The organism is Rhodococcus spelaei, assembly GCF_006704125.1.
GTDB classification, from domain to species: Bacteria; Actinomycetota; Actinomycetes; order Mycobacteriales; family Mycobacteriaceae; genus Rhodococcus_G; species Rhodococcus_G spelaei.
This window is the reverse complement of sequence record NZ_VIGH01000004.1, coordinates 545684-566905: the sequence shown is the minus strand read 5'-3', so window position 1 is coordinate 566905 and position 21222 is coordinate 545684. Positions and strand designations below refer to the sequence as shown.

The window sequence follows — 21222 nt, the reverse complement described above, 5'->3', positions numbered from 1 at the left end:
CTGCGACGCACCCGCCACCATGACCGCCGTCCATCACATCCGAGAGTGGAACCACGGCGCCGGCACCGACATCACCAACGAAGACCTCGCCTGCGACGCCTGCCACGCCCTCGTCAAGGACGGACCCACGGGGTGGAGAACCCGCACCGCCCCACCGGAATCCGAACATCCCGGCCGCACCGAGTGGATCGCACCCGCCCACATCGACCCCGACCGACAACCGCGCATCAATCACCGCCACCACCTGGACGACCTCCTCGCCCAGGCACTCCGACGTGCCCGAGCACGCCGGAACACGGACCTACGGCGACACCGCGCACAGCGGAACCGCCACATCGGCACCAACCACGGCGAGCCGAGCCCAGGCGACGGTGACGTCCCGTGAACACGACGCGTCGCGGATGAAGCGTCCTCAGTCCGGGAACCCCTCCAGCACCGCGCGACTGCCCGACAGCCCGAGTCGCGTCGCGCCCGCCTCGATCATCGCGCGCGCGGTCTCGGCGGTGCGGATGCCGCCGCTTGCCTTCACTCCGAGTCGGCCGCCGACGGTCTGCGCCATCAGCCGGACCGCCTCGACGCTCGCGCCGCCCGCAGGATGGAACCCGGTCGAGGTCTTCACGAAGTTCGCACCGGCGCGTTCGGCTGCCAGACAGCATTCGACGATCGCCTCGTCGGACAGGGCCGCGGTCTCGAGGATCACCTTGAGCACCGTCTCGTCGGCGATTCCCTGTCGAACCGTCAGGATGTCGGCGAGCACCGCGTTGTAGTCGCCCGCGACCGCCGCGCCGACGTCGATCACCATGTCGATCTCGTGCGCCCCCTGCTGCACGGCCAGCCTCGCCTCCGATCCCTTGATCAGCGAGTGATGCTTGCCGGACGGGAATCCCGCGACCGCGGCCACCCGCAGCCCGTCTGCCCGCACCGGCAGCATCGAAGGCGAGACGCACACCGCGTACACGCCGAGCGCGCGGGCCTCGTCGATCAGCGCGGCGACGTCGGCGGCCGTGGCCTCCGGCTTGAGCAGGGTGTGGTCGACCATCGCGGCGACCTGAACTCGGGTGAGGGCATCAGGCATACCGACGAGCTTGGCACAGGCCGTAATCCGGTTGCGCCCCCACTGCGCGCCCCCGCACACTGCCCACATGCTGATCCGACGCGAGCACCCGACCGACGTGGACGCGATCGCGGCAGTGCACCGCTCTGCCTTCGCCGACCAGTACCCGCCGAGAACCGAACCGATGGAGGTCGGACTGGTCGATACCCTGCGCGCATCCGACGCCTGGCTACCCACACTGTCGCTGGTGGCCGAGACGGACGGCGCCGTGGTCGGCCACGTGTGTCTGACACGGGCCACCCTCGACGGTCGCCCCGTGCTCGCTCTCGGACCGATCGGTGTGCCGACCGAACGGCACGGCGCCGGGATCGGGTCGGCACTGATGCATGCGGTCCTCGGTGCGGCCGACGCACTCGACGAACCACTCGTCGCACTCCTCGGGCACCTCGACTACTACCCGCGCTTCGGCTTCGTGCCGGCGGCGACGCTGTCCATCGACCCCGGCGTGCCCGACTGGGTCGAGCACTTCCAGGTCCGCACGCTGGAGGCCTACACCCCCGAACTCGTCGGCGAGTTCCGGTACCCGCAGCCGTTCTACGACCTCTGACCGCACCGCCGCGACTACCGTTGCCGTCATGAGTGCCGACGACCTCGCCACCGTGTTCAACTCCGGCGCCGCCGAATTCACCGGTCTGACCCCGCAGGTGTGGGGTCCGGCGGGCCAGTCTCTGGTCTTCCAACTGCGGCTCCAACCCGGCGACGCCGTGCTCGACGTCTGCTCCGGTGCGGGCGCCTCCGCACTCCCCGCTGCCGCGGCGGTCGGGCCGACGGGCTTGGTCCACGCGGTCGACCTCGCCGACGACCTGCTCGAGGAGGGCAGGCTCGTCGCGTCCGATCGCGCCCTGCACAACGTCGACTTCGTGCGCGCCGACGCCACCACGTGGGAGCCGCCGAGTACCGTCCCCGAGGCCGGTTACGACGCGCTGTCCAGTTCGTACGGCGTCTTCTTCCTGCCGCACATGGACGACTCGGTGAACCGGTTGGTGAATCTGGTGCGTCCGGGCGGCAAGATCGGGCTCACCACCTGGCGCCGGGGCGCACACGAGGACTACGCGCGCGCCTACTTCGAGGTGCTCGCGCGGCACGTGCCGGGGATCGCTGCCGAGGACCACCGCCCGGGCCCGGACGACCCGGTCCGCAGGCTCGACAGTCCCGACGCGCTCGGCACGTGGCTCACCGGATTCGGCGCGGTCGACGTCGAGATCAACGAGTTGCCCAACTGGCTGCCCGCCACTCCCGAGCTGGCATGGCGGCTCGTGCTGGGCAGCGCCTTCCGCGGGCCGCTCATCGGTGTGGACGCCGGCACCGTCGAGGCGATCCGGCTGGAGTTCCTGACCCTGCTCACCGAGCGGGACGTCGAGACGCTGGACCTCGGCACCCTGGTCGCGACGGCCGTCGTCGATCGTCGGCCGTGACCTGCGACACTGGACCCATGAGTAGGCCAGCCGCCCCCGACGACGACCGACGCTACGTGCTCTCACTCGGCACGCCCGACCGCACCGGCATCGTCGCCACCATCTCGACCTTCCTCGCCGAGGTCGGCGGTTCCATCGTCGAGGCCGCCTACCACGCCGATCCGGACTCCGGCTGGTTCTTCACCCGGCAGGCAGTACGGGCCTCGTCGATCGCGTACGGCCTCGACGAATTGCGCACCCGATTCGCCGAGGTCGCCGCCGAACTCGGTCCGGAAACCGAGTGGACGCTGCAGGATTCGGGCGAGCGCAAGCGTGTGGTGTTGCTGGTGAGCAAGGAGGCCCACTGCCTGCACGACCTCCTCGGACGAGCCGCGGGCGGCGAGCTCCCTGCGGATATCTGCGCGGTGGTCGGCAACCATCGCGACCTCGAGAACGTCACGCGCAGACACGGCATCGACTTCCACTACGTCTCGTTCCCGAAGGACCCCGCCGAACGAGGACCGGCATTCGAGCAGGTGCGCAAGCTTGTCGACGCGCACGACCCGCACGCCGTGGTGCTGGCGCGATTCATGCAGGTGCTACCCGCCGAGCTGTGCGAGCACTGGGCGGGCCGCGCGATCAACATCCACCACAGCTTCCTGCCCTCCTTCGTGGGAGCGAAGCCGTACCACCAGGCATTCGCCCGGGGCGTGAAGCTGATCGGCGCGACCTGCCACTACGTGACCGCCGAACTGGACGCGGGACCGATCATCGAGCAGGACGTGATCCGGGTGGACCACTCCGACGAGGTCCGCGACATGGTTCGGCAGGGCCGCGACATCGAGAAGCTGGTGCTCTCGCGCGGCCTGCGGTGGCACCTCGAGGACCGGGTCCTCGTGCACGGCCGCAAGACCGTCGTCTTCAGCTGACCAGCTGACTCACAGGCGCGCCAGCCGCACGATCTCTGCGTTCACCGCGGCGGGCGCCTCGATGGTGCTCATGTGACCGATGCCCGGCAGCCTGATCAGCCGCTGCAGGTGGCCGGCGGCGTCGAGGCGGTCGCTCATCCGCACCGAGTGCACGGGTGGCGTCAACCGGTCGGCGGTGCCGACCAGCACCGTGGTCGGCACGGTCAGGTTGTCCAGCGAGGCCCCGATATCGAGGGTGCTCAGCGCCCGCCCCCAGCCGCCGCGGGTGGCCGGGCTGCAGTCCTGCACGATGCGGACGCAGAAGTCGATCTCCTCACGGGTCGAGCCGGCAGCCATCGCGACGTACTGGACTCCCCTCCGGGTCAACGGGGACGGCGCGATCAGCGGCGCCTTCGACCCGAGGATCGCCCGACCCACCGGCACCGGGACGGCGGGCGCGCGCTTCGGCAGCGGGATGACGGTCGTCTCGGCCACGAGGCGGTCCGGACCGGTGCTCGCGAGCATGACGGCGCGAGCCTTCTGCTGCACCCGCTCCGGGTACTTCAGCGCCCAGGACATGATCGACATGCCGCCCATGCTGTGCCCGACGACGACGGCTTTGCGACCCTCCGGAACGGTCGCGCTCAGCACCGCGTCCAGGTCGTCCCCGAGCAGGGCCGGGGCCAGAGGCGTCGGACCGAGACCGGTGCGGCCATGGCCACGCTGGTCGTAGGTGACCACCCGGAACTCGTCGGCGAGGGCGTTGACCTGCGGGTACCAGAACTGCGTGGAGCAGGTCCAGCCGTGGCTGAGCACGATCACCGGCGCGTCCGGATCGCCGTAGGCGAGGGTGTGGATCGGGTGCCCGTCCGCCGAGACCACCGGGATCGTCTCGGGGTGCAGGATCGGGTCTCGTAGCGCGGCGTTGGGCTCCGCGCCGAGCGCGTGCGCCGCCTGTGCGCGTCGTGACCGCACGACTGCTCCCGCGGCGACGGCCGCACTCGCGGCCACCGTCCCGAGGAGAATCCGACGCGCGGTTCCACGTGATCGCTCCGACACCTGTGTACCTCCGTTGTGCTGAAAGGGGTTGAACTGTGCAATGACTGCGCTGATCTGACGGCTGCGCTGATTTGACGGCTGCGCTGATTTGACGTCGGGGCTGCTCAGACGACGTGGGCCCGGCGCAGCAGCAGGGCCGAGGGACCGCCGATCAGTCCCACCTCGTCGAGGAACTCGATGGTTTTCGCGCTGCCCTCGCGAATCTTGTCCTGGTAGTGCCTGTTCGCCCGCGCCGCGGCACGCGCCTGCTTCGGGTTGAGTCCGGCGGCCTCGTACACCTTGTCGTTGACGAGACTGGTGACGACGAAGTAGGCGGTCACTCCGAGGACCAGGCGGATCCGGGCCCGGGTGAACCAGGAGATGTTCGCGGCGCGGCGGATGGTTTCCTCGCGCGCGAACTTGATGTGTCGCGCCTCCTCGAGGACGTGGATCCTGCTGACCGTCCTCGTGATCGGCTGAACCCGTTCGTCCTTCATGAAGTCGCGCTGCATCATGTCGAGGATCTCCTCGGCGAACAGCGTGCCGCCGTAGGCGAGCGAACCGGTCGCGGTGGCCTTGAAGGCGCGGGCGGATTCGCGAATCCACCGCTTGGGCCGGTACGACGGAATGCCGAAGCGCTGCGCCGACTTGGCGAACATCGTCGAATGCCTGCACTCGTCGGCGATCTCGGTGAGTGCGAACTGGACGTGCGACTCCGACGGGTCGTGCGAGTAGATGTCGCGCAACAGCATCTGCATCAGGATCATCTCGAACCAGATGCCGGTGCCCGCGATACTCGCCGCCTCGTGCTTGGTGAGGGTGACGCGCTGTTCCTCGGTCATCGACGCCCACAGCTCGGTGCCGTAGAGGCTGGACCACTCCGGGGTCATGCCGTACAGGCCCTCGGGGATCGGCGCGTCCCAGTCGACCTCGACGAGCGGGTCGTAAGACTTACGCGCAGCGGAGGCCAGCAGTCGGCTGGCGGTCTCCTGCCTGCTCCCCGCCCTGGTCAGGCGAGATTGGGCGATCGACATGTCGGCCTCCTCGCTGAGTTCGCGCCGGATGCCGTGCGCCTGCGGGAAAGGCCTACCCGTGGGAGCGCACGAACAATCCGACTACCTCAACAATGCGACGCCGGGATACCCGTTGTCAACGGTATCTGTGACTCAAATTCGCATACATTTTCGCCGCGCGCTACCAGCGCGGGCCACGCTGGATCTCGTCCACCCTGGGCCGCACGTCGACCAGGTACACGCAGATCGCGACCACCGCGATGATCCAGAAGAACATCCCGAGCGGCAGCAGCAGCACGAGCAGCGACGCGATCAGGATGCCCAGCCAGATCGGCTTGCTGAGCTTCTCCACCGCGGTGAACGCATCGGTCCGCTGCCGAAGCGCATGAAAGACGGCGAAGACTCCCGCACCGAGGGCGACGAGCTGGAGTGCGAGCATGATGATGCCCGTGAGGCCGTGAACGGTATACACGTGGCCCATTCTACGGGCGCGGCCCCCGCGCAGCATGCTGCGCGGGGGCCGACGGCGGGTCCGAATCCTACTGGCCGGTGGTCTTCTTCGCCGGGGCCTTCTTGGCCGGCGCCTTGACCACGGTCGTCGGCTTGGCGGCGGCCTTGGCCGGGGCGGCCTTCGCGGGCGCAGCCTTGGCCGGCGCGGGCTTGACCGGGGCAACCTTCGCGGCCGGGGCCTTCGACGCGGCAGTGTCGACCTTGGCGGCGGCGGTCTTGGTGGTCGCCTCGGCCTTCTCGCCCGCACCGACGAACCGGCTCGCAACCGACTCGCCCGCGTCGGAAACAGCCTCGCTGACCTCGTCAGCGACGTCGCTGATCCGCTCCGCGGCGCGGCCGGCGAACTTGGCGGCCTGCTCACCCACGGCCCGGGTCTGACGCGCGACGGTGCCGAGGGCCTCCTCCGTCAGAGTGGCGGCATCGCCGAGCACGGACTCGGCGCGCTCGATGCCCTCCTCGACGGCGGGCTGCTTGCGCAGGCGCTCGACGGTCTCCTCGCCCCGCTCGGCGAGCGAGGTGTAGATGTCGGTGGCCACCTTGAGGTACGCCTCGGCGACCTTGCGAAGCTCGTCCGCGGAGAACTTCTCGCGCAGGTCGGCGAGCTCCTCGGGCAGCTCGGCGGGCAGGCCCGCGAGGCGCTCGCGGAGCGACTCGACGCCGTCGGTGAGGTCACCGGTGAGCTTCTCGAAGCGCTCACGGGCAACGTCGACGGTGAGGTCGTCACCCGCGGTGGCGGCGCGCTCACGGACCTGGGCGACGACGTCGGCGACGGCCTGCACCACAACGTCACCGGCACCGACGGCCGCGTAGATCGGGGTCTTCACGCTGTCGAGACCTTTGAGCTCAGTCATCTTCGTTCTCCTGTTCAACGGGCTGAGGTTCGGGACGTGGATTGTTCTCACGTCGGAACGATTCGTAGATTTCGAGGAGCACCTGCTTCTGACGCTCGGTGATGGAGACGTCGGTGAGCAGGGCATCCCGCACCGGACTGGCTGGGCGTTGCTCGAGGAATCCAGCCCGCATGTAGAGGACCTCCGAGGACACACGAAGGCCCTTCGCAATCTGCCCGAGCACCTCGGCGGACGGCTTGCGCAGCCCGCGCTCGATCTGGCTCAGATACGGATTACTGACGCCGGCCAGCTGCGACAGCTGTCGCAGCGAGACCTGAGCAGCTTCGCGTTGCGCCTTGATGAAGCTGCCGATGTCCTGCGCCGCAGAGCTGACCACCCGGGCTGCAACGTCACCGGCGCTGTCGCCGGTCGCCCGAGGTTCGTCGGTCATGCCCTCTCCCTCCCCTGTGGGTGAATCCCACGGTACGGGAGGGTGCTAACTATTGCAAGCACTCTTGTTAGCGGTCGGGTGACGGTCAGGCGAACATCAATTGCGAGATCGTGTAGATCGCGAGTCCGGCGAGGGCGCCGACCACGGTGCCGTTGATCCGGATGAACTGCAGGTCCCGGCCCACTTGCAGCTCGATCTTGCGGCTCGCCTCCTCGGCGTCCCAGCGGGCCACCGTCTCGGTGATGACCCCGGTGATCTCCTGCGTGTAGTTGGCGCTGACGTACCGCACCCCACTGTCGAGCCAGCCCTCCACCTTGGCGCGCAGTTCCGGCTCGTCGCGCAGTCGCTCGCCCAGACGCATTACCGTGTCGCGGATCTTGCCGCGCAGCGTGCTGTCCGGGTCGTCCGCCGATTCGAGGATCATCCGCTTGGCCACCTTCCAGGCGGCTTCCGCGGCACCGGTGACCTCCTTGCGGCCCATCAACTCGGTCTTGACCTTCTCGGCCTTGGCCATGGTCACCGGGTCGGTCTGCAGGTCGTTCGCGAACTCGATCAGGAAGCGGTTCGCGGCGAGGCGCACCTCGTGCTGCGGGTTCGAGCGCACCTTCCAGGTGAACTCGACCAATTCCTTGTAGATCTTCTCGCCGAGCAGAGCATCGACGAACTTCGGCGACCAGGCGGGACTGTCCCGGTCGATGATCCGGTCGATCGTCTCCTGACTGCCCAGTGCCCACTGGTGCGCCCGCTCGGCGAGCAGGTCGAGCAGCGGCAGCTGCCGGTTGTCGGCGAGCAGTTCGGCGAGCACCTTGCCGATCGGCGGACCCCAGGCCGGCTCGGCCAATCGCCGGACGATCGTGCTGTCGATGATCTGCTGGATGTCCTCGTCGCGCAGCACGCTGACGAACCCGCGCAGCAGGGTGGCGGTCTCGGCGGCCACCCTGGCGGCATGCTCGGGCTCTGCCATCCACGTGCCCACCCGCAGTGGGATCTGGGCGGCCTCCACCTTCTGCGACACGACTTCCGGCGCCAGGAAGTTCTCGCCGACGAAGCTGCTCAGGCTGGACCCGAGCTGATCCTTCTTCTTCTTGATGATCGCCGTGTGCGGGATCGGCAGACCCAACGGATGCCGGAACAGTGCGGTGACTGCAAACCAGTCCGCGAGCGCGCCGACCATGCCCGCCTCCGAGGCCGCACGCACGTACCCGACCCACGGGCCCGCTCCGCGGGTCTCCTGCCAGCGGCAGAACAGGTACACCGCGGTGGCCAGCACCAGGAACGCGGAGGCGAGCGCCTTCATCTTGCGAAGGTCCCGACGTTTCGCCGTGTCGTCCCCGCTCAACAACTGCATCACCCGGCCATTGTGCCGAAATTCTGCGCGACACCGCGATGATCCCCGACTCCACCAGGCAGGCACCACTAAGCTGAGCCTGAAGATCGATCGAACGGATGTGGCAAAACCCAGTGCCGAAGAAGACAGCACCGACCGAACCCGGCGACAACACCCCCGAGTCGCCCGAGAAGGACACCCCCGAGTCGTCCGAGAAAGCGGTCGAAAAGCCCGACGGGCGCAAGCGCCGCTGGCGCGAGCACAAGATCGCGCGGCGCGAGGAACTCGTCGACGGCACGATCGCGGCGATCCGGGCCCGCGGCCGCGACATCGGCATGGACGAGATCGCATCCGAGATCGGCGTATCGAAGACGGTTCTGTATCGCTACTTCAACGACAAGAGCGACCTCACCAGTGCGACGATGACGCGCTACGTCGAGACGGTCCTCGCGCCGCGGATGTACGCCGCCATCGGCAGCGACATGGACGAGTACGAGCTCGCCCGGGTCGCGATCACCGCGTACGTCGAGACGGTGGCCGAGGATCCCGAGGTCTACCTGTACGTGATGGCCAACAGCGCGGGCGCGAACCGGGACGTGGTGGCCGAGTCCGAGCGGATGATCGCCGAACTGCTCTCCGCAGTCCTCGGCGAGCGACTGCGCCAGATGGAGATGGACTCCGGCGGCGCGCTGCCCTGGGCCTACGGCATCGTCGGTGCCGTCCAGTTGGCCACGCACTGGTGGATCTCGAACAAGTCGATGACCGCCGAGGATCTGATCGACTACCTGACGATGATGACCTGGGGCGGCATCACCGGGATCGCGGCGGTCGCGGGCTCGCCCGTCCGGTTCAAGTCGATGCCGCACCCGCTGGTCCCGGAGGACACCGACAGCGGCCTCTGAGCCCGAGCTGGCCTTGTTGTTACTTGCAGTAACAGGTAACCTGGCGAAGTGAACGACTTCGACGACGAGCCGGACGGCTACGCAGGCAAGGCCCTGGTCACCATCGGCGACCACCCGACCCTCGCGCTGGACGTACAGCTCGCCGGCAATTTCGAACCGATCAGCGGCCGGTACGTGTGGCACGGTCGCGTCCGCGGACTGACCGATGCGCTCGGTCCGGACGTCACCGTCGACCCCGGCACCGAACTCGAGATCGAGACACCGGAGGGCGTCGGGACCGCTCGCGTGACCGCGGTCGACCTGTGGGGCAGCCACATGGTCGAGGGCGAGTCGAAGCGGCCGTTCACTGCGATGGAGGACACCGAGGGGTTGCTCTAGCGGTGGCAGTTCACCCGCGCTGCGCCCCGATCCCGTAGGTCCCGATACCGCCGCGCATCAGCTGCACCAACGGTCGGGCGAGGCTCTCGTCAGAGCGCGGCCCACCGTCCTCGTCGAGCGGTATGACCGCGGCCAGCAACAATGCCGAGGTCATCGCCTCACCGACCAGTTCGAGGTCGACCCCTGCGCTCAGGTCGCCCGGCCGAAGTTCGGCGAGCGACCCGGCCGCGATCGATCCGCACCGCGCGAGCTCACGCTGCAGCCGGTCGATCAGCGCGGGGTCCACTGCGGGTGCGTCGAAGAGGACGAACCGCACCAGCGCAGAATCCTGACGCACCAGTGAATTCAGTCGTTCGAGGACGAGCTGGAAGCGGTCGAAGAACTCGTCGAGTCCGTCGGTATCCTCGAGACGGACGTCCGTCAGCTGTGCGCGGATCAGCGTGAAGCCACGGTCGATCACCGCGTCGAGGATGTCGCGCTTGCTGGAGAAGTAGTTGTAGAAGGTGCCGTGGCCGAGACCTGCCACCGCGACCACCTCGGCCACGCCGCAGTTGCCGTAGCCGCGTTCGACGAAGACCTCGGATGCGGCACGCACCAGCGCCTCGCGGCGAGAACCCCGACCCAGAGTCTCGGCGGTCACCGAGCCGGCTCCGGGACACGGGACGGCGCCCGTAGGCCGAAGGTGACGAGCCCGACCACTGCATCGGTGTACCGGTCGGCATCGACCGCACGGTGCCCACTGCTGACACCTCGGAGCAACCCCGGCCAGGTCAGCGCGATGATCGCGTGACTGAGCGCGCTCGTGTCCAGGTCGCGGCGCAGCCAGCCGTCCGCGATCCCGTGGTCGAGCAGACGCGCGACGATCGCCGCGAGCTCCCGCTCGCCACGCATCAGCCGGCGGCCCCGCTCGTCCTCGATGGAGTTGGCCTCGACCAGCAGCAGCCGCAGGGTCCGCGGCGCGGACGCGACCATCCCGAAGAGCACTTCGGACAGGTCGCGAATCCGGTCGACCAGACCGGCCGGCGAGTCGGGCGGCCGCAGCACTGACCGTCGCTCGAGCGCCTCGAGCATCTCGCCGACGCACCGGTCGACGACCTGATCGAGGATCTCGCGCTTGCTCCCGAAGTAGCGGTACAGCGTGCCCATGCCCATACCGGCATGCGCGGCCAGTTGTGCCGCGGTGGTGCCGTCGTAGCCGCGGACAGCGAACATGTCCATCGCGGCCGACAGGATCTGCTCGCGACGCTGCTCGGTGAGCCCAACCGTCGGCGGTCGTCCCCGGCGGGGCGGAACCGGCCCGCCGGGTGTCCGAGACAACGCAACTCCGTTCTGCGACGCGCGCCAGCGTCATCGTCCTCCGTCAGCAGTCGACGACCACCCTAACAAGCCGTCCTGGCCGAACTGTTGAACGATTACCGAGAATTCAATTACCGGATGCAACACCGGATGCCGACGCCGGCCGGGCGCCGATCAGGTCGAAGTCGGCCGGGTCGACCTTGCGGGTACGTAGCCAGTACTGCCAGGTGAAACCCGGCCAGATGGTGCGGTTCACTCCCTTGGCGTCGAGGTACCAGCTCACGCAGCCACCGTTCGTCCACACACCCTTGGACAGCCTGCGCTGGATGTCCGTGTTGAAGCGGTCCTGCGCGGCTCGTCGCACCGTGAGCGCCTCGGCGCCCGCGTCGTCGACGACTCGTATCGCCGCCATGACGTAGCGGATCTGTTGCTCGATCATGAACACGACAGAGTTGTGTCCGAGGCCGGTGTTCGGACCGAGCAGGAAGAAGGCATTCGGAAATCCCTCGGTGGTGATGCCGAGGTGTGTCGCGATACCGTGCTCGTTCCAGTACGGCACCAACTGCCGACCGTCGACACCGACGACGTTCATGCTGTCGAACCCGTCGGTTACGTGGAAGCCCGTGCCGTAGATGATGGCGTCCACGTCGCGTTCGGTGCCGTCCGCGGTCACCACGCCACCCTCGGTGACCCTTTCGATCCGGTCGGTGACGATCTCGACGTTGGACTTGGCCAACGCCGGGTAGTAGTCGTCGGACCAGAGAATGCGCTTGCATCCGATCCGGTAGTGGGGCGTCAGCTTGCGCTGCAACTCCGGATCCTCGATCGCCCTGGCGATGTTCTTCTTCGCCACCTTCTCGAGCGGTGCCATCAGGTTGGCGTGCCCGTTGAGTCCGATCGCCAACCCTTCCGAGATCCAGTAGATGACGTTGCGGAAGGCTCGGCGCACCAGCGGCACCCGCCGGAACACCCGCTGCGCGCGCGGCGGGAGGGAGAAGTTCTTGCGCGGCACCACCCAGGCCGGTGTGCGCTGGTACAGCTGCAACTGTCCGACCCGGTCGACGATCTCGGGCACGAACTGGATCGCGCTGGCCCCGGTCCCGATCACTGCGACCTTCTTGCCGGCGAGGTCGTAGTCGTGGTTCCAGCGGGCCGAGTGGAAGGCCACACCGCCGAAGTTCTCGATTCCCGGCAGGTCCGGGACGCTCGGCACGTGCAGCGCACCGATGCCGGAGACGAGGTACTGGGCCACGTACTCCGAACCGTCGTCGGTGCGCACGTGCCAACGGTTCTCGACCCCGTCCCAGTAGCCGCCGGTGGTCCGTCTGCCGAAGTGGATGTTGCGGCGCAGGTCGTACTTGTCGGCGAGCCCACGCAGGTAGTCGAGGATCTCGGCCTGTCCCGACCACAGCTTCGACCAGCCGGGGTTCGGCTCGAACGAGAAGGAGTACATGTGCGAGGGCACGTCACAGGCACAACCGGGATAGGTGTTCTCCCGCCAGGTCCCGCCCACATCGTCCGCCTTCTCGAGCACCACGAAGTCGGAGCGCCCGGCCTTCCGCAACTGGATGGCCATCCCGAGCCCGGAGAAGCCGGACCCGATGACGAGCACCCCGGTCCGGTGAATTCGCTTCTCCGACTTACCCGTTCCAACAGGATGGATGTCGGCGACCACGGTGGGACCCTCCTCGGCATTCGGCGTCAGGCAGTGCGGTCGGACGCGACCCGCTCCAGCAGTCCGGCCAGGCGTCGGGCCAGGTCCTCGGACCGCTCGAAGGACAACTGATGGCCCGCACCCTCGTAGACCACGAGCGTGGCGTCCGGCAGGCGCGAGGCGATCTTTCGCGCATGCGACGGCGGACACAACCGATCCCGGGAACCCGCGGCGACGAGCACCTCCGCCGCCGCGTAACGGTCGAGGTGGGCGGCGCGGTCGTGGTCGAGGATGTCCACCCCGAACCGGGGCATGCTGCGCGGATCGGCCCGTCGCATCTGCCCCGCAGTCCGCTCGATGTCGGCACGACGAGCGCCGAAACCGAATAACAGTCGCTCCACCGCCCGGTACCGCAGCGGCGCCGGCAGGTGATTGAGTGCCCGGAATCCGAGACCCAGCAGCACGGGCAGTGCGGTCCGCAGCCCCCGAACCCGATCGATCGACTTGTCGAACCGACCCGCGCCGGTGGCCAGGAACGCGGCCGCCGCCACCCGGTCACGCACCAGGCCCGGATGGCGCTCGCCGAGCGCCATCATCGCCATGCCGCCCATCGAGTGCCCGACCAGCACGATCGGACCGTCCGGAACCAGCCGTCCGACGATCTCGGCGAGATCGTCGGCGTACCGCGCGATGGTGGCGCTGCCCGCCTGCGCCGCCCCCGACGAACCGTGACCCCGACAGTCGACCGCGATCAGTCGGGCCGGGCGGGTGGCGGACCGGCCCAATACCGCGATCAGGTCGTCCCACGATCCACCGTCGAGGGTCCAACCGTGCGCGAACACGACCGTCACCGGTGCCGCTCGCGGACCGGACTCGCGCACCGTCAGTCGCACTCCGTCCGTGGTCTCGAAGGACGATACGGCCTGCATGGACGCCTCCCGCTGCTGTCGTCGGGACCGGCCTGAGCGCGTGCCCCTGACGCCGTCAACACTAGCCCGAATCGCCGGAGGCATTGCCGCCGAATCCGGGCCGCGGCATGACAGAGTCGCCGTCATGGCCAAGAAGAATTCGCGTACGGGTTGGGAGATCCCGGCGACCGAGGCGGTGCGGGCGAGTGCCGACACCCGGGTAGCCGACCTCGACACGAACGTCACCCCCGGCTTCGAGGGTGACAAGGAGTTGGGCGAGCGCCTGCTCGAGGAGCGCGGCGCGGACCTGTCCGCGTTGCAGGAGAAGCTCTTCGCCAACGGCCGCAGCAGCGAGGAGCACCGCTCGGTGCTGCTGGTGCTGCAGGGCATGGACACCGCAGGAAAGGGCGGCATGGTTCGGCACGTCATCGGGCACGTCGACCCGCAGGGCGTCGACCATGCGTCGTTCGGCGTTCCGACCGAGGAGGAGAAGCGCCACCACTACCTGTGGCGGATCCGGAAGGCGTTGCCGCGCAAGGGCCAGATCGGCGTGTTCGACCGCTCGCACTACGAGGACGTGCTGGTGGTGCGCGTGCACGACCTGGTGCCACCGGCGGAATGGGAACCCCGCTACGACGAGATCAACCAGTTCGAAAAGGACCTGGTCGAGTCCGGGACCAGCATCGTGAAGGTCGCGATGTTCGTCTCCCTGGACGAACAGAAGGCACGGCTTGCCGAGCGCTTGGAGCGGCCTGACAAGTACTGGAAGTACAACCCGGGTGACGTCACCGAACGCGGATACTGGCCGCAGTACCAGCAGGCCTACCAGGCCATGCTGGACCGGACGTCCACCGAGTACGCACCCTGGCACGTCGTGCCGTGCGACCGGAAGTGGTACAGCAGGCTCGCGGTGACCGAGTTGCTCATCGACGCGCTCGAGCGGCTCGACTTGGGCTGGCCGCCTGCCGATTTCGACATCGAGACGGAGAAGCGCCGGCTCGCGGAGTCCTGACGTCGCGGCCGAACCGGGTCACGGGCCGAGTTGAACTCTAAGGGAAGTGCAGCATCTCCCGGTTCGCCTTGCGGTCGTGGCGAATCGTGCCGCCGACCACTGCGATCGCAGTCAGGATGGCGAGCACGCAGGCCGAGCCGGCGAGGGCGGCCCACCCGTCGTAGCCGGATCCCGCGGCCACCAGGAACATGCCGAGGGTGACCGCGGTCAACAGCACGCAGCCGAAGGCCACCCACCCCGCAACGATGTTCAGGCTCACCGGTACTCACACCCGCCAGGCGTCGCCACCGGGCAACGGGAATCGGGGGGTGTGCTGGTGAACCCGGCGATCGTGGCGCACCGCACTGCTGATGATGCTCGATCCGATCAGCAGGGAAACCACGCAGATCACGCCGCTGACGATCGCCCAGCCAGTGAAGCCCGAGGCCGCCGCGAGCAGGGTCAGTGCGAAGGTCAGCAGAGCCACCAGTCCGAGGGCGTAGCCGACCCATTCGGAGAACAGGCTCAGCTTCTCGGGGAACCGGCGCACGTCGCCGGGCAGTCTGTGCAGCTCGTCGGAGAACATGTGCACGCGCATGTCGGAGAACCAGTCTCGAATCATGATCGCTCCTCCTGGTCGAGGATCAACTGTTGCGTCCGACGCTACGCCCGCCGAACCTGCCGCGACAAGGTCAGAACTGGGCGACCGGCTCGGGATGCTGAGTCAGCTTCCCGACCATCGCCGCACAGAAGCAGGGCAGGTCAGCCGGGCTGCGACTGGTCACCAGATTCCGGTCGACGACGACCTTCTCGTTCACGTGGATCCCGCCGGCGTTGACGATGTCGGTGCGCAGGCTCGGCCAACTGGTGAGGGTGCGTCCGGACACCGCGCCCGCGTCGAGCAGCAGCCACGGGGCGTGCCCGATCGCGCCGACCGGCTTGCCGACGTGCATGAAGTGCCGGACGAACGCCACCGCGTGGTCGTCGGTGCGCAGCCGGTCCGGGTTGAGTGTGCCGCCGGGCAGGATCAGCCCGTCGTACTCGTCGACGTCCGCGCGCCCGACCACCAGGTCGACCGCGAATCTGTCGGCGACGTGCACGTCCGCGCGATAGGCCTGGATCTCGCCGGGCGCGATCGAGAGCAGCTCGGTCGTACCGCCCGCCGCCTCGATCGCCTCTCTCGTCTCCACCAGTTCGGACTGCTCGACACCGTCGGCCGCGAGTACGGCCACCCGGTGGCCGTCGAGTTGCCTGCTCATCGCCGAACACTCCTCCACAGTCCTACGACCCGAGTGCCCCCCAACCCGAGTATGGACCCCGACGGGCTCCGCGGCTATGCCGTCTCGACACCGCGGCTGTACCGTCTCGACCCGACCGGGCGGTCTCAGAAGGTCCCGGCGTCGATGACGAAGCGGTAGCGCACGTCGCTGCGCAGCACCCGCTCGTAGGCCTCGTTGATCCGGTCCGCGGCGATGAGCTCGATCTCGGCCGCGATGCCGTGCTCGGCGCAGAAGTCGAGCATCTCCTGGGTCTCGCGGATTCCGCCGACGTTGGATCCGGCGAGGCTGCGACGGTTTCCCGCGAGCGAGAATGCGCGCACCGACAGTGGCTTCTCCGGCAGTCCGAGCAGCACGAGTGTGCCGTCGAGCGCGAGCATGCCGAGGTAGGCGTCCATGTCGAGGTCCACCGACACGGTGTTGAGGATCAGGTCGAACCGGCTGCGCAGTTCCTTGAACACTGCGGGGTCGCTGGTTGCCCGGTAGTCGTCGGCTCCGAACCGGAGTCCGTCCTCCCGCTTGGCCAGCGAGTGGCTCAGTACCGTCACCTCCGCGCCCATCGCATGCGCGATCTTGACGCCGACGTGTCCCAGACCGCCCATGCCGACGATCGCGACCTTCGTGCCCGGGCCCGCGTTCCAGTGCCGCAGCGGAGAGAAGAGCGTGATGCCCGCACACAACAGCGGCGTGGCGACGTCCAGTTCGAGGCCGTCGGGAATCGCGAGGACGAAGCCTTCGGTGACGACGATGTGCGTCGAGTACCCGCCCTGCGTGACCTCGCCGTCGCGGCCCTTGGAGTTGTAGGTGGCCGTGACCCGATTGGCGCAGTACTGTTCCTCGCCCGCGGCGCACGGATCGCAGTTGCCGCACGAGTCGACGAAGCAACCGACGCCGACCCGGTCGCCGACCTCGTGCCGGGTGACGTCGGAGCCGACCTCGGCGACGATGCCGGTGATCTCGTGGCCGGGAACGATCGGGTAGCGGGTCCCACCCCACTCGTTGCGGGCGGTGTGGATGTCCGAGTGACAGATGCCGGAGAACTTGATCTCGATCAGGACGTCGAGCGGGCCGAGGTCGCGGCGCTCGATGGTCGTCTTCTCGAGCGGGGCGTCGGGGGCGGTCGCGGCATAGGCGGAGACAGTGCGCATGTCTCCATGCCTACCCCTTCTGCACCAATTCGGTCACGCCGGGGGCCGTCGCTCGCTAGTGTCGAGCAAATTGGACAACTGTCCAATTGTGTTCGGAGTTGTCCACCTAGGTCCCCTGAGGAAACAGATGCGCAAGTTCCTACCGATCGGAATTGCCGCGGCGGTCGTCGCGGGCGTCCTCGCCTGGTCGCCGGCGGCCTCCGCCGACGAGCCGGCGCCGAAAGCTCCTCCGACACAGGTCCGTCCGCAGGGCCGCGCCCTCGTCGACGGTTACGGGCGCACCGTCCTGCTGCACGGGGTCAACAACGTCGACAAGGACGCTCCCTACGTCGAACCGGGCGACGGACTGACCATCACCGCGGCCGATGCCGATCTGCTCGCGCAGCACGGTTTCAACACGGTGCGCCTCGGTGTCGAGTTCGACGGGCTGATGCCGCAGCGCGGTGTCGTCGACGGCGCGTACCTCGACCGCATCGCCGGGGTCGTCGACGTCCTCGGTGCGCGCGGCATCCACGTCCTGCTCGACAACCATCAGGACGGCATCGGAAAGCCGTGGGGCGGCAACGGTTTTCCCGACTGGGCCACCACCGCCCGGCCGCAGCCGTGGGAACCGAATCCCGGCTTCCCGCTGAACTACCTGATGCCCAGCATGAACATCGCCTGGGACGAGATCTGGGCGAACAAGGACGGCGTCCTCGACCAGCTCGGGACCGCACTCGCCGCGCTGGCCACCAGGGTCGCCGGCAACCCGGCCGTACTCGGCATCGAGCTGATGAACGAACCCTGGCCGGGTTCGCCGTTCCTGACCTGTTTCCCGAACGGCTGCCCGGAGTTCGACCGCACCTACCAGGCCGCGATGCAGAAACTCACCGACCACGTCCGGTCCGCGAGCGCCACCGTGCCGGTGTACTGGGAACCCAACGTGACCTGGAACGAGACCATGCCGAGCAATCTCGGCAACCCACCGGCGACGCCCGCCGTCACCGATCCGAACGTCGCGTTCTCCGTGCACGACTACTGCATCCCCAGCCAGCTGAGCATCTACCTCGGGCTGCCCGGGGGCCTGAAGGCCGCATGCCCCGTCCAGCACGACAAGACCTGGGCGAACATCGATTCGCTCGGCTCTCGCACCAACCGTCCCGTGATCGTGACCGAGTTCGGCGACACCGATGCGGACGTGCTGGCGGCCACCGTGGATCGCGCGGACGATCGGTTCGTGGGCTGGCAGTACTGGCACTACAGCAGCATCTTCGGGCCCGAGGGCGGCACCGACCCGTTCACCCGCGGGGTCGGAAAGCAGCTGGTGCGCACGTATCCGCAGGCCACCGCGGGTACCCCGGGCACACTGCGGTTCAATGCCGACAACGGCGACTTCCGGTACACCTACACGCCGAGGTCGTCCTCGAAGCCGACCGAGATCTACGTATCCGACCTGCACTACCCCGCCGGCTATGTCGCCGAGGTGACCGGCGGCCACACCACCTCCCCCGCCGGTGCCCGCATCGTGACCGTCGAGGCGGACGGTCCGGGGCCGGTGACCGTCAAGATCCACCGACCGGACTCGGACGGCAACAACCTGCCCGGCACAGCCGGCTCGACCTCGGGCTCGACCGGCGGCGCGGGTTCCTGACCGCTCAGGTACGGCAACGACTCGAACAGTGACGGTTCGAGCAGGAAGGCCCCGGACCGTGAGGTCCGGGGCCTTCCTCTTCCCAGGGCGCGACTCCCGCGACCGCGACCACTCACGGGTCGCGGGAGACGTGCTAGGCCTGCTCGGCGGACGCCTCCGCACGCCGGCGCAGTCGCCGGGCGGCGGCAACCAGGTTGCGCAGCGACGGCTCGAGCTGCCAGTAGTGCCGAGTCTTGAGGCCACCGTCCGGATTCGCCCACAGCCGATCGAGTTCGACCGACTCCGCCGCCTCCGTCAGCAACTCGTCGAGCTCGTCGATGTCCGGGATCCGGGCCGAACGACTCTCGTACACACCGGGTCCCACGCCGTGGGTGAGCTTGCGCTCCTTGATCGCGTCGAGCACCCAGGTGATCGACCGCGTCGCCACGATGGCCGTCACGTCGCAGTCCATCCGCTCGATCGCGTCCACCACCGACTTCTGGGTCGTGTACGTCAGGTGCGTGTGGATCTGCGTCTCCGGCTTGGCCCCACCGGTCGCCAGCTTGAAAGCGTCGACCGCCCAGTCCAGGTACTCCTTGCGCCCACCCGCGCGCAGCGGCAGCAGCTCGCGGACGGCCGGCTCGTCGACCTGGATGATCGCGATTCCCGCCGCCTCCAGATCCGCCACCTCGTCCCGGATCGCCAGCGCCACCTGGTCCGCGGTCTCGTGCAGCGGCTGGTCCTGCCGGACGAACGAGCGCGCCAGCATCGTGATCGGACCGGTGAGCATGCCCTTGACCGGCTTGTCGGTCAGCGACTGCGCGTAGCCGATCCACTCGACGGTCATCGGACCCCGGCGCCGGACGTCGCCGTACAGGATCGGCGGTCGCACGCACCGCGACCCGTACGCCTGAACCCAGCCGTTGTGTGTGAACGCGAAACCGTCCATCAGCTCCGCGAAGTACTGGATCATGTCGTTGCGCTCGTGCTCGCCGTGCACGAAGACGTCGAGTCCGATGTCCTCCTGCAGCCGGACGGTGCGCTCGATCTCGGCCTGGATCCGCTTGACGTAGTCCGCCCACTCCAGACGTCCCTGTCCGAGCTCGTACCGCGCCTGCCGAACGGCGTCGGTCTGCGGGAACGAGCCCAGCGTGGTCGCAGGCACCTTCGGCAGGTTGAGCCGGGCCTGCTGCGCGGCGCGCCGCTGCTCGTACGGTGCGCGGATCCGGTCCTCGGCCTTGATGCTGTAGACCCGTTGGCGCACTTCGTGCTTCTGCTTGAAATGCACCTTCGACGGCTTCTTGCGCCAGCGCTCGGACGGACCTTCGCTGAGCGCCTTGGCCAGCGAGACCACCTCGCCGACCTTCTGCTTCGCGAAGGCGAGCCGGTCCGCGACGTCCCCGTCCAGATCCCACTCGGCCAGCACGTCGTAGGGCACGTGCATCAGCGAGCACGAGGTGGACACGACGAGGTCCGGGATCACGTCCTTGAGGCTCGACAGATAGGTGAGCGTGACGAAATTGTCTGCCCGCCAGACATTTCGACCGTTGACCACGCCCGCGTAGACGCGCTTGCGCTTGAGCCCGGGGATCGCGGCCAGCTCTTCGGCCTTGACCTTGCCGTACACCAGGTCGAGACCGAGCGCCTCGACCTTGGTGGCGGCCAGGATGGGCAGCGCCTCACCAAGGTTGCCGTACGGTCCGGTGACCAAGATCCGGGGACGCAGCGGCGCGTGGGAGAGGGCGGTGTAGGCCCGTTCCAGCGCAGCCAGCTCGGCGTCCGTGCGGTCCTGGGTGAACGCGGGCTCGTCCAGCTGGATGCAGGTCGCCCCCGCCTTCGCGAGCCGCTCGAACAGCGCCTCGTACTGCGGCAGCAGCGAGTCCAACAGGTCGAGGGTCGAAAATCCCTCGGCGGCACCGGGACTGGTCTTGGACAGCAGCAGCAGCGAGACCGGTCCGAGTACGACGGGACGCAGCTCGATGCCGCGCGCCTTGGCCCGCTCGAACTCGTCCATCAGGGCGTCGGCGTGCAGCGAGAACACGGTGTCCTGGTCGAGTTCGGGCTGCCGGTAGTAGTAGTTGGTGTCGATGTAGCGCACCAACTCGAGGGGCGGGAAGTCCGGTCGGCCGCGGGCCATCGTGAAGTAGAAGTCGAGCTCGTCGAGCTCGCCGTGCAGCGGCGCGAAGCGGGCCGGCACCGCGCCGAAGAGCAGCGCGTTGTCGAGCACGTGGTCGTAGTAGGAGAAGGTGTTTCCGGGAACCTGCGTCAGCCCGGTCGCGGCGAGTTCGCTCCAGGTCTCCTCCTGGAGTTCGCGGCCGACGGCGACGAGTTCGGCCTGGCTGGACTTGCCGTGCCAGTACGACTCGAGGGCCCGCTTGAGTTCGCGGCGGGGCCCGATCCGGGGGTATCCCAGCACGCTGGAGCCGTAAGTAGCTGCGCTGCTTGACATCGGTGTCGACCTCTCTGTGTCAGAT

General features: G+C 68.3%; 24 protein-coding genes. 8 read left to right on the top strand and 16 right to left on the bottom strand.

Annotation, left to right across the window (positions count from 1 at the left end):
• On the top strand, window positions 1–385 hold a 385-nt coding region (locus FK531_RS12050), incomplete at its 5' end, for an HNH endonuclease (RefSeq protein ID WP_181762921.1).
• Window positions 386–412: 27 nt separating this feature from the next.
• Here FK531_RS12050 and deoC read toward each other — a convergent pair.
• Window positions 413–1075 carry a deoxyribose-phosphate aldolase gene (deoC, locus tag FK531_RS12045; RefSeq protein WP_142099505.1) on the bottom strand — a complete coding sequence of 221 codons (663 nt, stop codon included), beginning with the start codon at window positions 1073–1075 and terminating at the stop codon, window positions 413–415.
• A gap of 67 nt (window positions 1076–1142) precedes the next feature.
• On the opposite strand from deoC, the gene FK531_RS12040 reads away from it, so the two are divergent.
• The 3 genes from FK531_RS12040 to purU are packed head-to-tail and all read left to right on the top strand — an operon-like array spanning window position 1143 to window position 3437.
• Window positions 1143–1661 carry a GNAT family N-acetyltransferase gene (locus FK531_RS12040; protein WP_142099503.1) on the top strand — a complete coding sequence of 173 codons (519 nt, stop codon included), beginning with the start codon at window positions 1143–1145 and terminating at the stop codon, window positions 1659–1661.
• Between the two features lie 28 nt (window positions 1662–1689).
• Complete coding sequence (locus tag FK531_RS12035) at window positions 1690–2529, top strand: class I SAM-dependent methyltransferase (RefSeq protein WP_142099501.1); 840 nt, start codon at window positions 1690–1692, stop codon at window positions 2527–2529.
• Window positions 2530–2546: 17 nt separating this feature from the next.
• Complete coding sequence (gene purU / locus FK531_RS12030; RefSeq protein WP_142099499.1) at window positions 2547–3437, top strand: formyltetrahydrofolate deformylase; 891 nt, start codon at window positions 2547–2549, stop codon at window positions 3435–3437.
• Between the two features lie 9 nt (window positions 3438–3446).
• Here the strand turns inward: purU and FK531_RS12025 are convergent, their stop codons facing one another.
• The 6 genes from FK531_RS12025 to FK531_RS12000 all read right to left on the bottom strand — a co-directional run bounded on the left by FK531_RS12025 (window position 3447) and on the right by FK531_RS12000 (window position 8606).
• Complete coding sequence (locus tag FK531_RS12025; protein ID WP_142099497.1) at window positions 3447–4475, bottom strand: alpha/beta fold hydrolase; 1029 nt, start codon at window positions 4473–4475, stop codon at window positions 3447–3449.
• Between the two features lie 104 nt (window positions 4476–4579).
• A complete protein-coding gene (locus FK531_RS12020; protein WP_142099496.1) occupies window positions 4580–5488 on the bottom strand; it encodes an AurF N-oxygenase family protein in 909 nt (302 codons plus the stop codon).
• 160 nt (window positions 5489–5648) lie between these two features.
• Complete coding sequence (locus FK531_RS12015; protein ID WP_435531043.1) at window positions 5649–5948, bottom strand: DUF2516 family protein; 300 nt, start codon at window positions 5946–5948, stop codon at window positions 5649–5651.
• A 58-nt stretch (window positions 5949–6006) separates the two neighbouring features.
• Window positions 6007–6828 carry a heparin-binding hemagglutinin gene (locus FK531_RS12010; protein ID WP_142099492.1) on the bottom strand — a complete coding sequence of 274 codons (822 nt, stop codon included), beginning with the start codon at window positions 6826–6828 and terminating at the stop codon, window positions 6007–6009.
• Window positions 6821–7258, bottom strand: coding sequence for a helix-turn-helix domain-containing protein (locus FK531_RS12005; protein WP_142099490.1), 438 nt, complete (start codon window positions 7256–7258; stop codon window positions 6821–6823). The genes FK531_RS12010 and FK531_RS12005 overlap by 8 nt, the downstream gene beginning before the upstream one ends.
• 85 nt (window positions 7259–7343) lie before the next feature.
• A complete protein-coding gene (locus tag FK531_RS12000) occupies window positions 7344–8606 on the bottom strand; it encodes a DUF445 domain-containing protein (RefSeq protein WP_142099619.1) in 1263 nt (420 codons plus the stop codon).
• A gap of 245 nt (window positions 8607–8851) precedes the next feature.
• Between FK531_RS12000 and FK531_RS11995 the strand changes: the two genes are divergently transcribed.
• Both FK531_RS11995 and FK531_RS11990 read left to right on the top strand, forming a co-directional pair.
• The gene (locus FK531_RS11995) at window positions 8852–9487 is read left to right on the top strand and encodes a TetR/AcrR family transcriptional regulator (protein ID WP_435531048.1); all 636 of its coding nucleotides are present in this window, start codon (window positions 8852–8854) and stop codon (window positions 9485–9487) included.
• A gap of 48 nt (window positions 9488–9535) precedes the next feature.
• Window positions 9536–9865, top strand: a complete 330-nt coding sequence (locus FK531_RS11990; protein WP_142099486.1) for a DUF4873 domain-containing protein — start codon at window positions 9536–9538, stop codon at window positions 9863–9865.
• Window positions 9866–9875: 10 nt separating this feature from the next.
• Here the strand turns inward: FK531_RS11990 and FK531_RS22375 are convergent, their stop codons facing one another.
• From FK531_RS22375 to FK531_RS11970, 4 genes are all read right to left on the bottom strand, one after another.
• Complete coding sequence (locus FK531_RS22375) at window positions 9876–10505, bottom strand: TetR/AcrR family transcriptional regulator (protein ID WP_181762920.1); 630 nt, start codon at window positions 10503–10505, stop codon at window positions 9876–9878.
• Window positions 10502–11182 carry a TetR/AcrR family transcriptional regulator gene (locus FK531_RS11980; RefSeq protein ID WP_142099483.1) on the bottom strand — a complete coding sequence of 227 codons (681 nt, stop codon included), beginning with the start codon at window positions 11180–11182 and terminating at the stop codon, window positions 10502–10504. The genes FK531_RS22375 and FK531_RS11980 overlap by 4 nt, the downstream gene beginning before the upstream one ends.
• A gap of 106 nt (window positions 11183–11288) precedes the next feature.
• Window positions 11289–12836: a flavin-containing monooxygenase gene (locus FK531_RS11975; RefSeq protein WP_435531042.1), complete on the bottom strand. Its 1548-nt coding sequence runs from the start codon at window positions 12834–12836 to the stop codon at window positions 11289–11291.
• A 26-nt stretch (window positions 12837–12862) separates the two neighbouring features.
• Window positions 12863–13744, bottom strand: a complete 882-nt coding sequence (locus FK531_RS11970) for an alpha/beta fold hydrolase (RefSeq protein WP_181762919.1) — start codon at window positions 13742–13744, stop codon at window positions 12863–12865.
• A gap of 124 nt (window positions 13745–13868) precedes the next feature.
• Between FK531_RS11970 and FK531_RS11965 the strand changes: the two genes are divergently transcribed.
• Window positions 13869–14735 carry a polyphosphate kinase 2 family protein gene (locus tag FK531_RS11965; RefSeq protein ID WP_142099479.1) on the top strand — a complete coding sequence of 289 codons (867 nt, stop codon included), beginning with the start codon at window positions 13869–13871 and terminating at the stop codon, window positions 14733–14735.
• Between the two features lie 37 nt (window positions 14736–14772).
• Here FK531_RS11965 and FK531_RS11960 read toward each other — a convergent pair whose 3' ends face one another.
• From FK531_RS11960 to FK531_RS11945, 4 genes are all read right to left on the bottom strand, one after another.
• A complete protein-coding gene (locus FK531_RS11960; RefSeq protein ID WP_142099477.1) occupies window positions 14773–14994 on the bottom strand; it encodes a hypothetical protein in 222 nt (73 codons plus the stop codon).
• A gap of 6 nt (window positions 14995–15000) precedes the next feature.
• Entirely contained in the window at window positions 15001–15336 is a 336-nt protein-coding gene (locus FK531_RS11955; RefSeq protein ID WP_246098108.1) for a hypothetical protein, read from the bottom strand.
• A 70-nt stretch (window positions 15337–15406) separates the two neighbouring features.
• The gene (locus tag FK531_RS11950; RefSeq protein ID WP_142099475.1) at window positions 15407–15973 is read right to left on the bottom strand and encodes a type 1 glutamine amidotransferase domain-containing protein; all 567 of its coding nucleotides are present in this window, start codon (window positions 15971–15973) and stop codon (window positions 15407–15409) included.
• A 125-nt stretch (window positions 15974–16098) separates the two neighbouring features.
• Window positions 16099–17139, bottom strand: a complete 1041-nt coding sequence (locus tag FK531_RS11945; protein ID WP_142099473.1) for an NAD(P)-dependent alcohol dehydrogenase — start codon at window positions 17137–17139, stop codon at window positions 16099–16101.
• A gap of 127 nt (window positions 17140–17266) precedes the next feature.
• Between FK531_RS11945 and FK531_RS11940 the strand changes: the two genes are divergently transcribed.
• Complete coding sequence (locus tag FK531_RS11940; RefSeq protein WP_142099471.1) at window positions 17267–18769, top strand: endoglycoceramidase I; 1503 nt, start codon at window positions 17267–17269, stop codon at window positions 18767–18769.
• Between the two features lie 133 nt (window positions 18770–18902).
• On the opposite strand, the gene metE is transcribed toward FK531_RS11940, so the two are convergent.
• A complete protein-coding gene (gene metE, locus FK531_RS11935) occupies window positions 18903–21197 on the bottom strand; it encodes a 5-methyltetrahydropteroyltriglutamate--homocysteine S-methyltransferase (RefSeq protein WP_142099469.1) in 2295 nt (764 codons plus the stop codon).
• Window positions 21198–21222: the final 25 nt, after the last annotated feature.

What these genes read in the sequence shown, in the direction of transcription:
- FK531_RS11965 (WP_142099479.1), top strand. Translation starts at nt 13,869, where the DNA reads ATGGCCAAGAAGAATTCGCGTACGGGTTGGGAGATCCCGGCGACCGAG.
- FK531_RS12005 (WP_142099490.1), bottom strand. Translation starts at nt 7,258, where the DNA reads ATGACCGACGAACCTCGGGCGACCGGCGACAGCGCCGGTGACGTTGCA.
- FK531_RS12040 (WP_142099503.1), top strand. Translation starts at nt 1,143, where the DNA reads ATGCTGATCCGACGCGAGCACCCGACCGACGTGGACGCGATCGCGGCA.
- FK531_RS12020 (WP_142099496.1), bottom strand. Translation starts at nt 5,488, where the DNA reads ATGTCGATCGCCCAATCTCGCCTGACCAGGGCGGGGAGCAGGCAGGAG.
- FK531_RS11970 (WP_181762919.1), bottom strand. Translation starts at nt 13,744, where the DNA reads ATGCAGGCCGTATCGTCCTTCGAGACCACGGACGGAGTGCGACTGACG.
- FK531_RS11940 (WP_142099471.1), top strand. Translation starts at nt 17,267, where the DNA reads ATGCGCAAGTTCCTACCGATCGGAATTGCCGCGGCGGTCGTCGCGGGC.
- purU (WP_142099499.1), top strand. Translation starts at nt 2,547, where the DNA reads ATGAGTAGGCCAGCCGCCCCCGACGACGACCGACGCTACGTGCTCTCA.
- FK531_RS11955 (WP_246098108.1), bottom strand. Translation starts at nt 15,336, where the DNA reads ATGATTCGAGACTGGTTCTCCGACATGCGCGTGCACATGTTCTCCGAC.
- FK531_RS11945 (WP_142099473.1), bottom strand. Translation starts at nt 17,139, where the DNA reads ATGCGCACTGTCTCCGCCTATGCCGCGACCGCCCCCGACGCCCCGCTC.
- FK531_RS11950 (WP_142099475.1), bottom strand. Translation starts at nt 15,973, where the DNA reads ATGAGCAGGCAACTCGACGGCCACCGGGTGGCCGTACTCGCGGCCGAC.
- FK531_RS12015 (WP_435531043.1), bottom strand. Translation starts at nt 5,948, where the DNA reads ATGGGCCACGTGTATACCGTTCACGGCCTCACGGGCATCATCATGCTC.
- FK531_RS12010 (WP_142099492.1), bottom strand. Translation starts at nt 6,828, where the DNA reads ATGACTGAGCTCAAAGGTCTCGACAGCGTGAAGACCCCGATCTACGCG.
- FK531_RS12035 (WP_142099501.1), top strand. Translation starts at nt 1,690, where the DNA reads ATGAGTGCCGACGACCTCGCCACCGTGTTCAACTCCGGCGCCGCCGAA.
- deoC (WP_142099505.1), bottom strand. Translation starts at nt 1,075, where the DNA reads ATGCCTGATGCCCTCACCCGAGTTCAGGTCGCCGCGATGGTCGACCAC.
- metE (WP_142099469.1), bottom strand. Translation starts at nt 21,197, where the DNA reads ATGTCAAGCAGCGCAGCTACTTACGGCTCCAGCGTGCTGGGATACCCC.
- FK531_RS12000 (WP_142099619.1), bottom strand. Translation starts at nt 8,606, where the DNA reads ATGCAGTTGTTGAGCGGGGACGACACGGCGAAACGTCGGGACCTTCGC.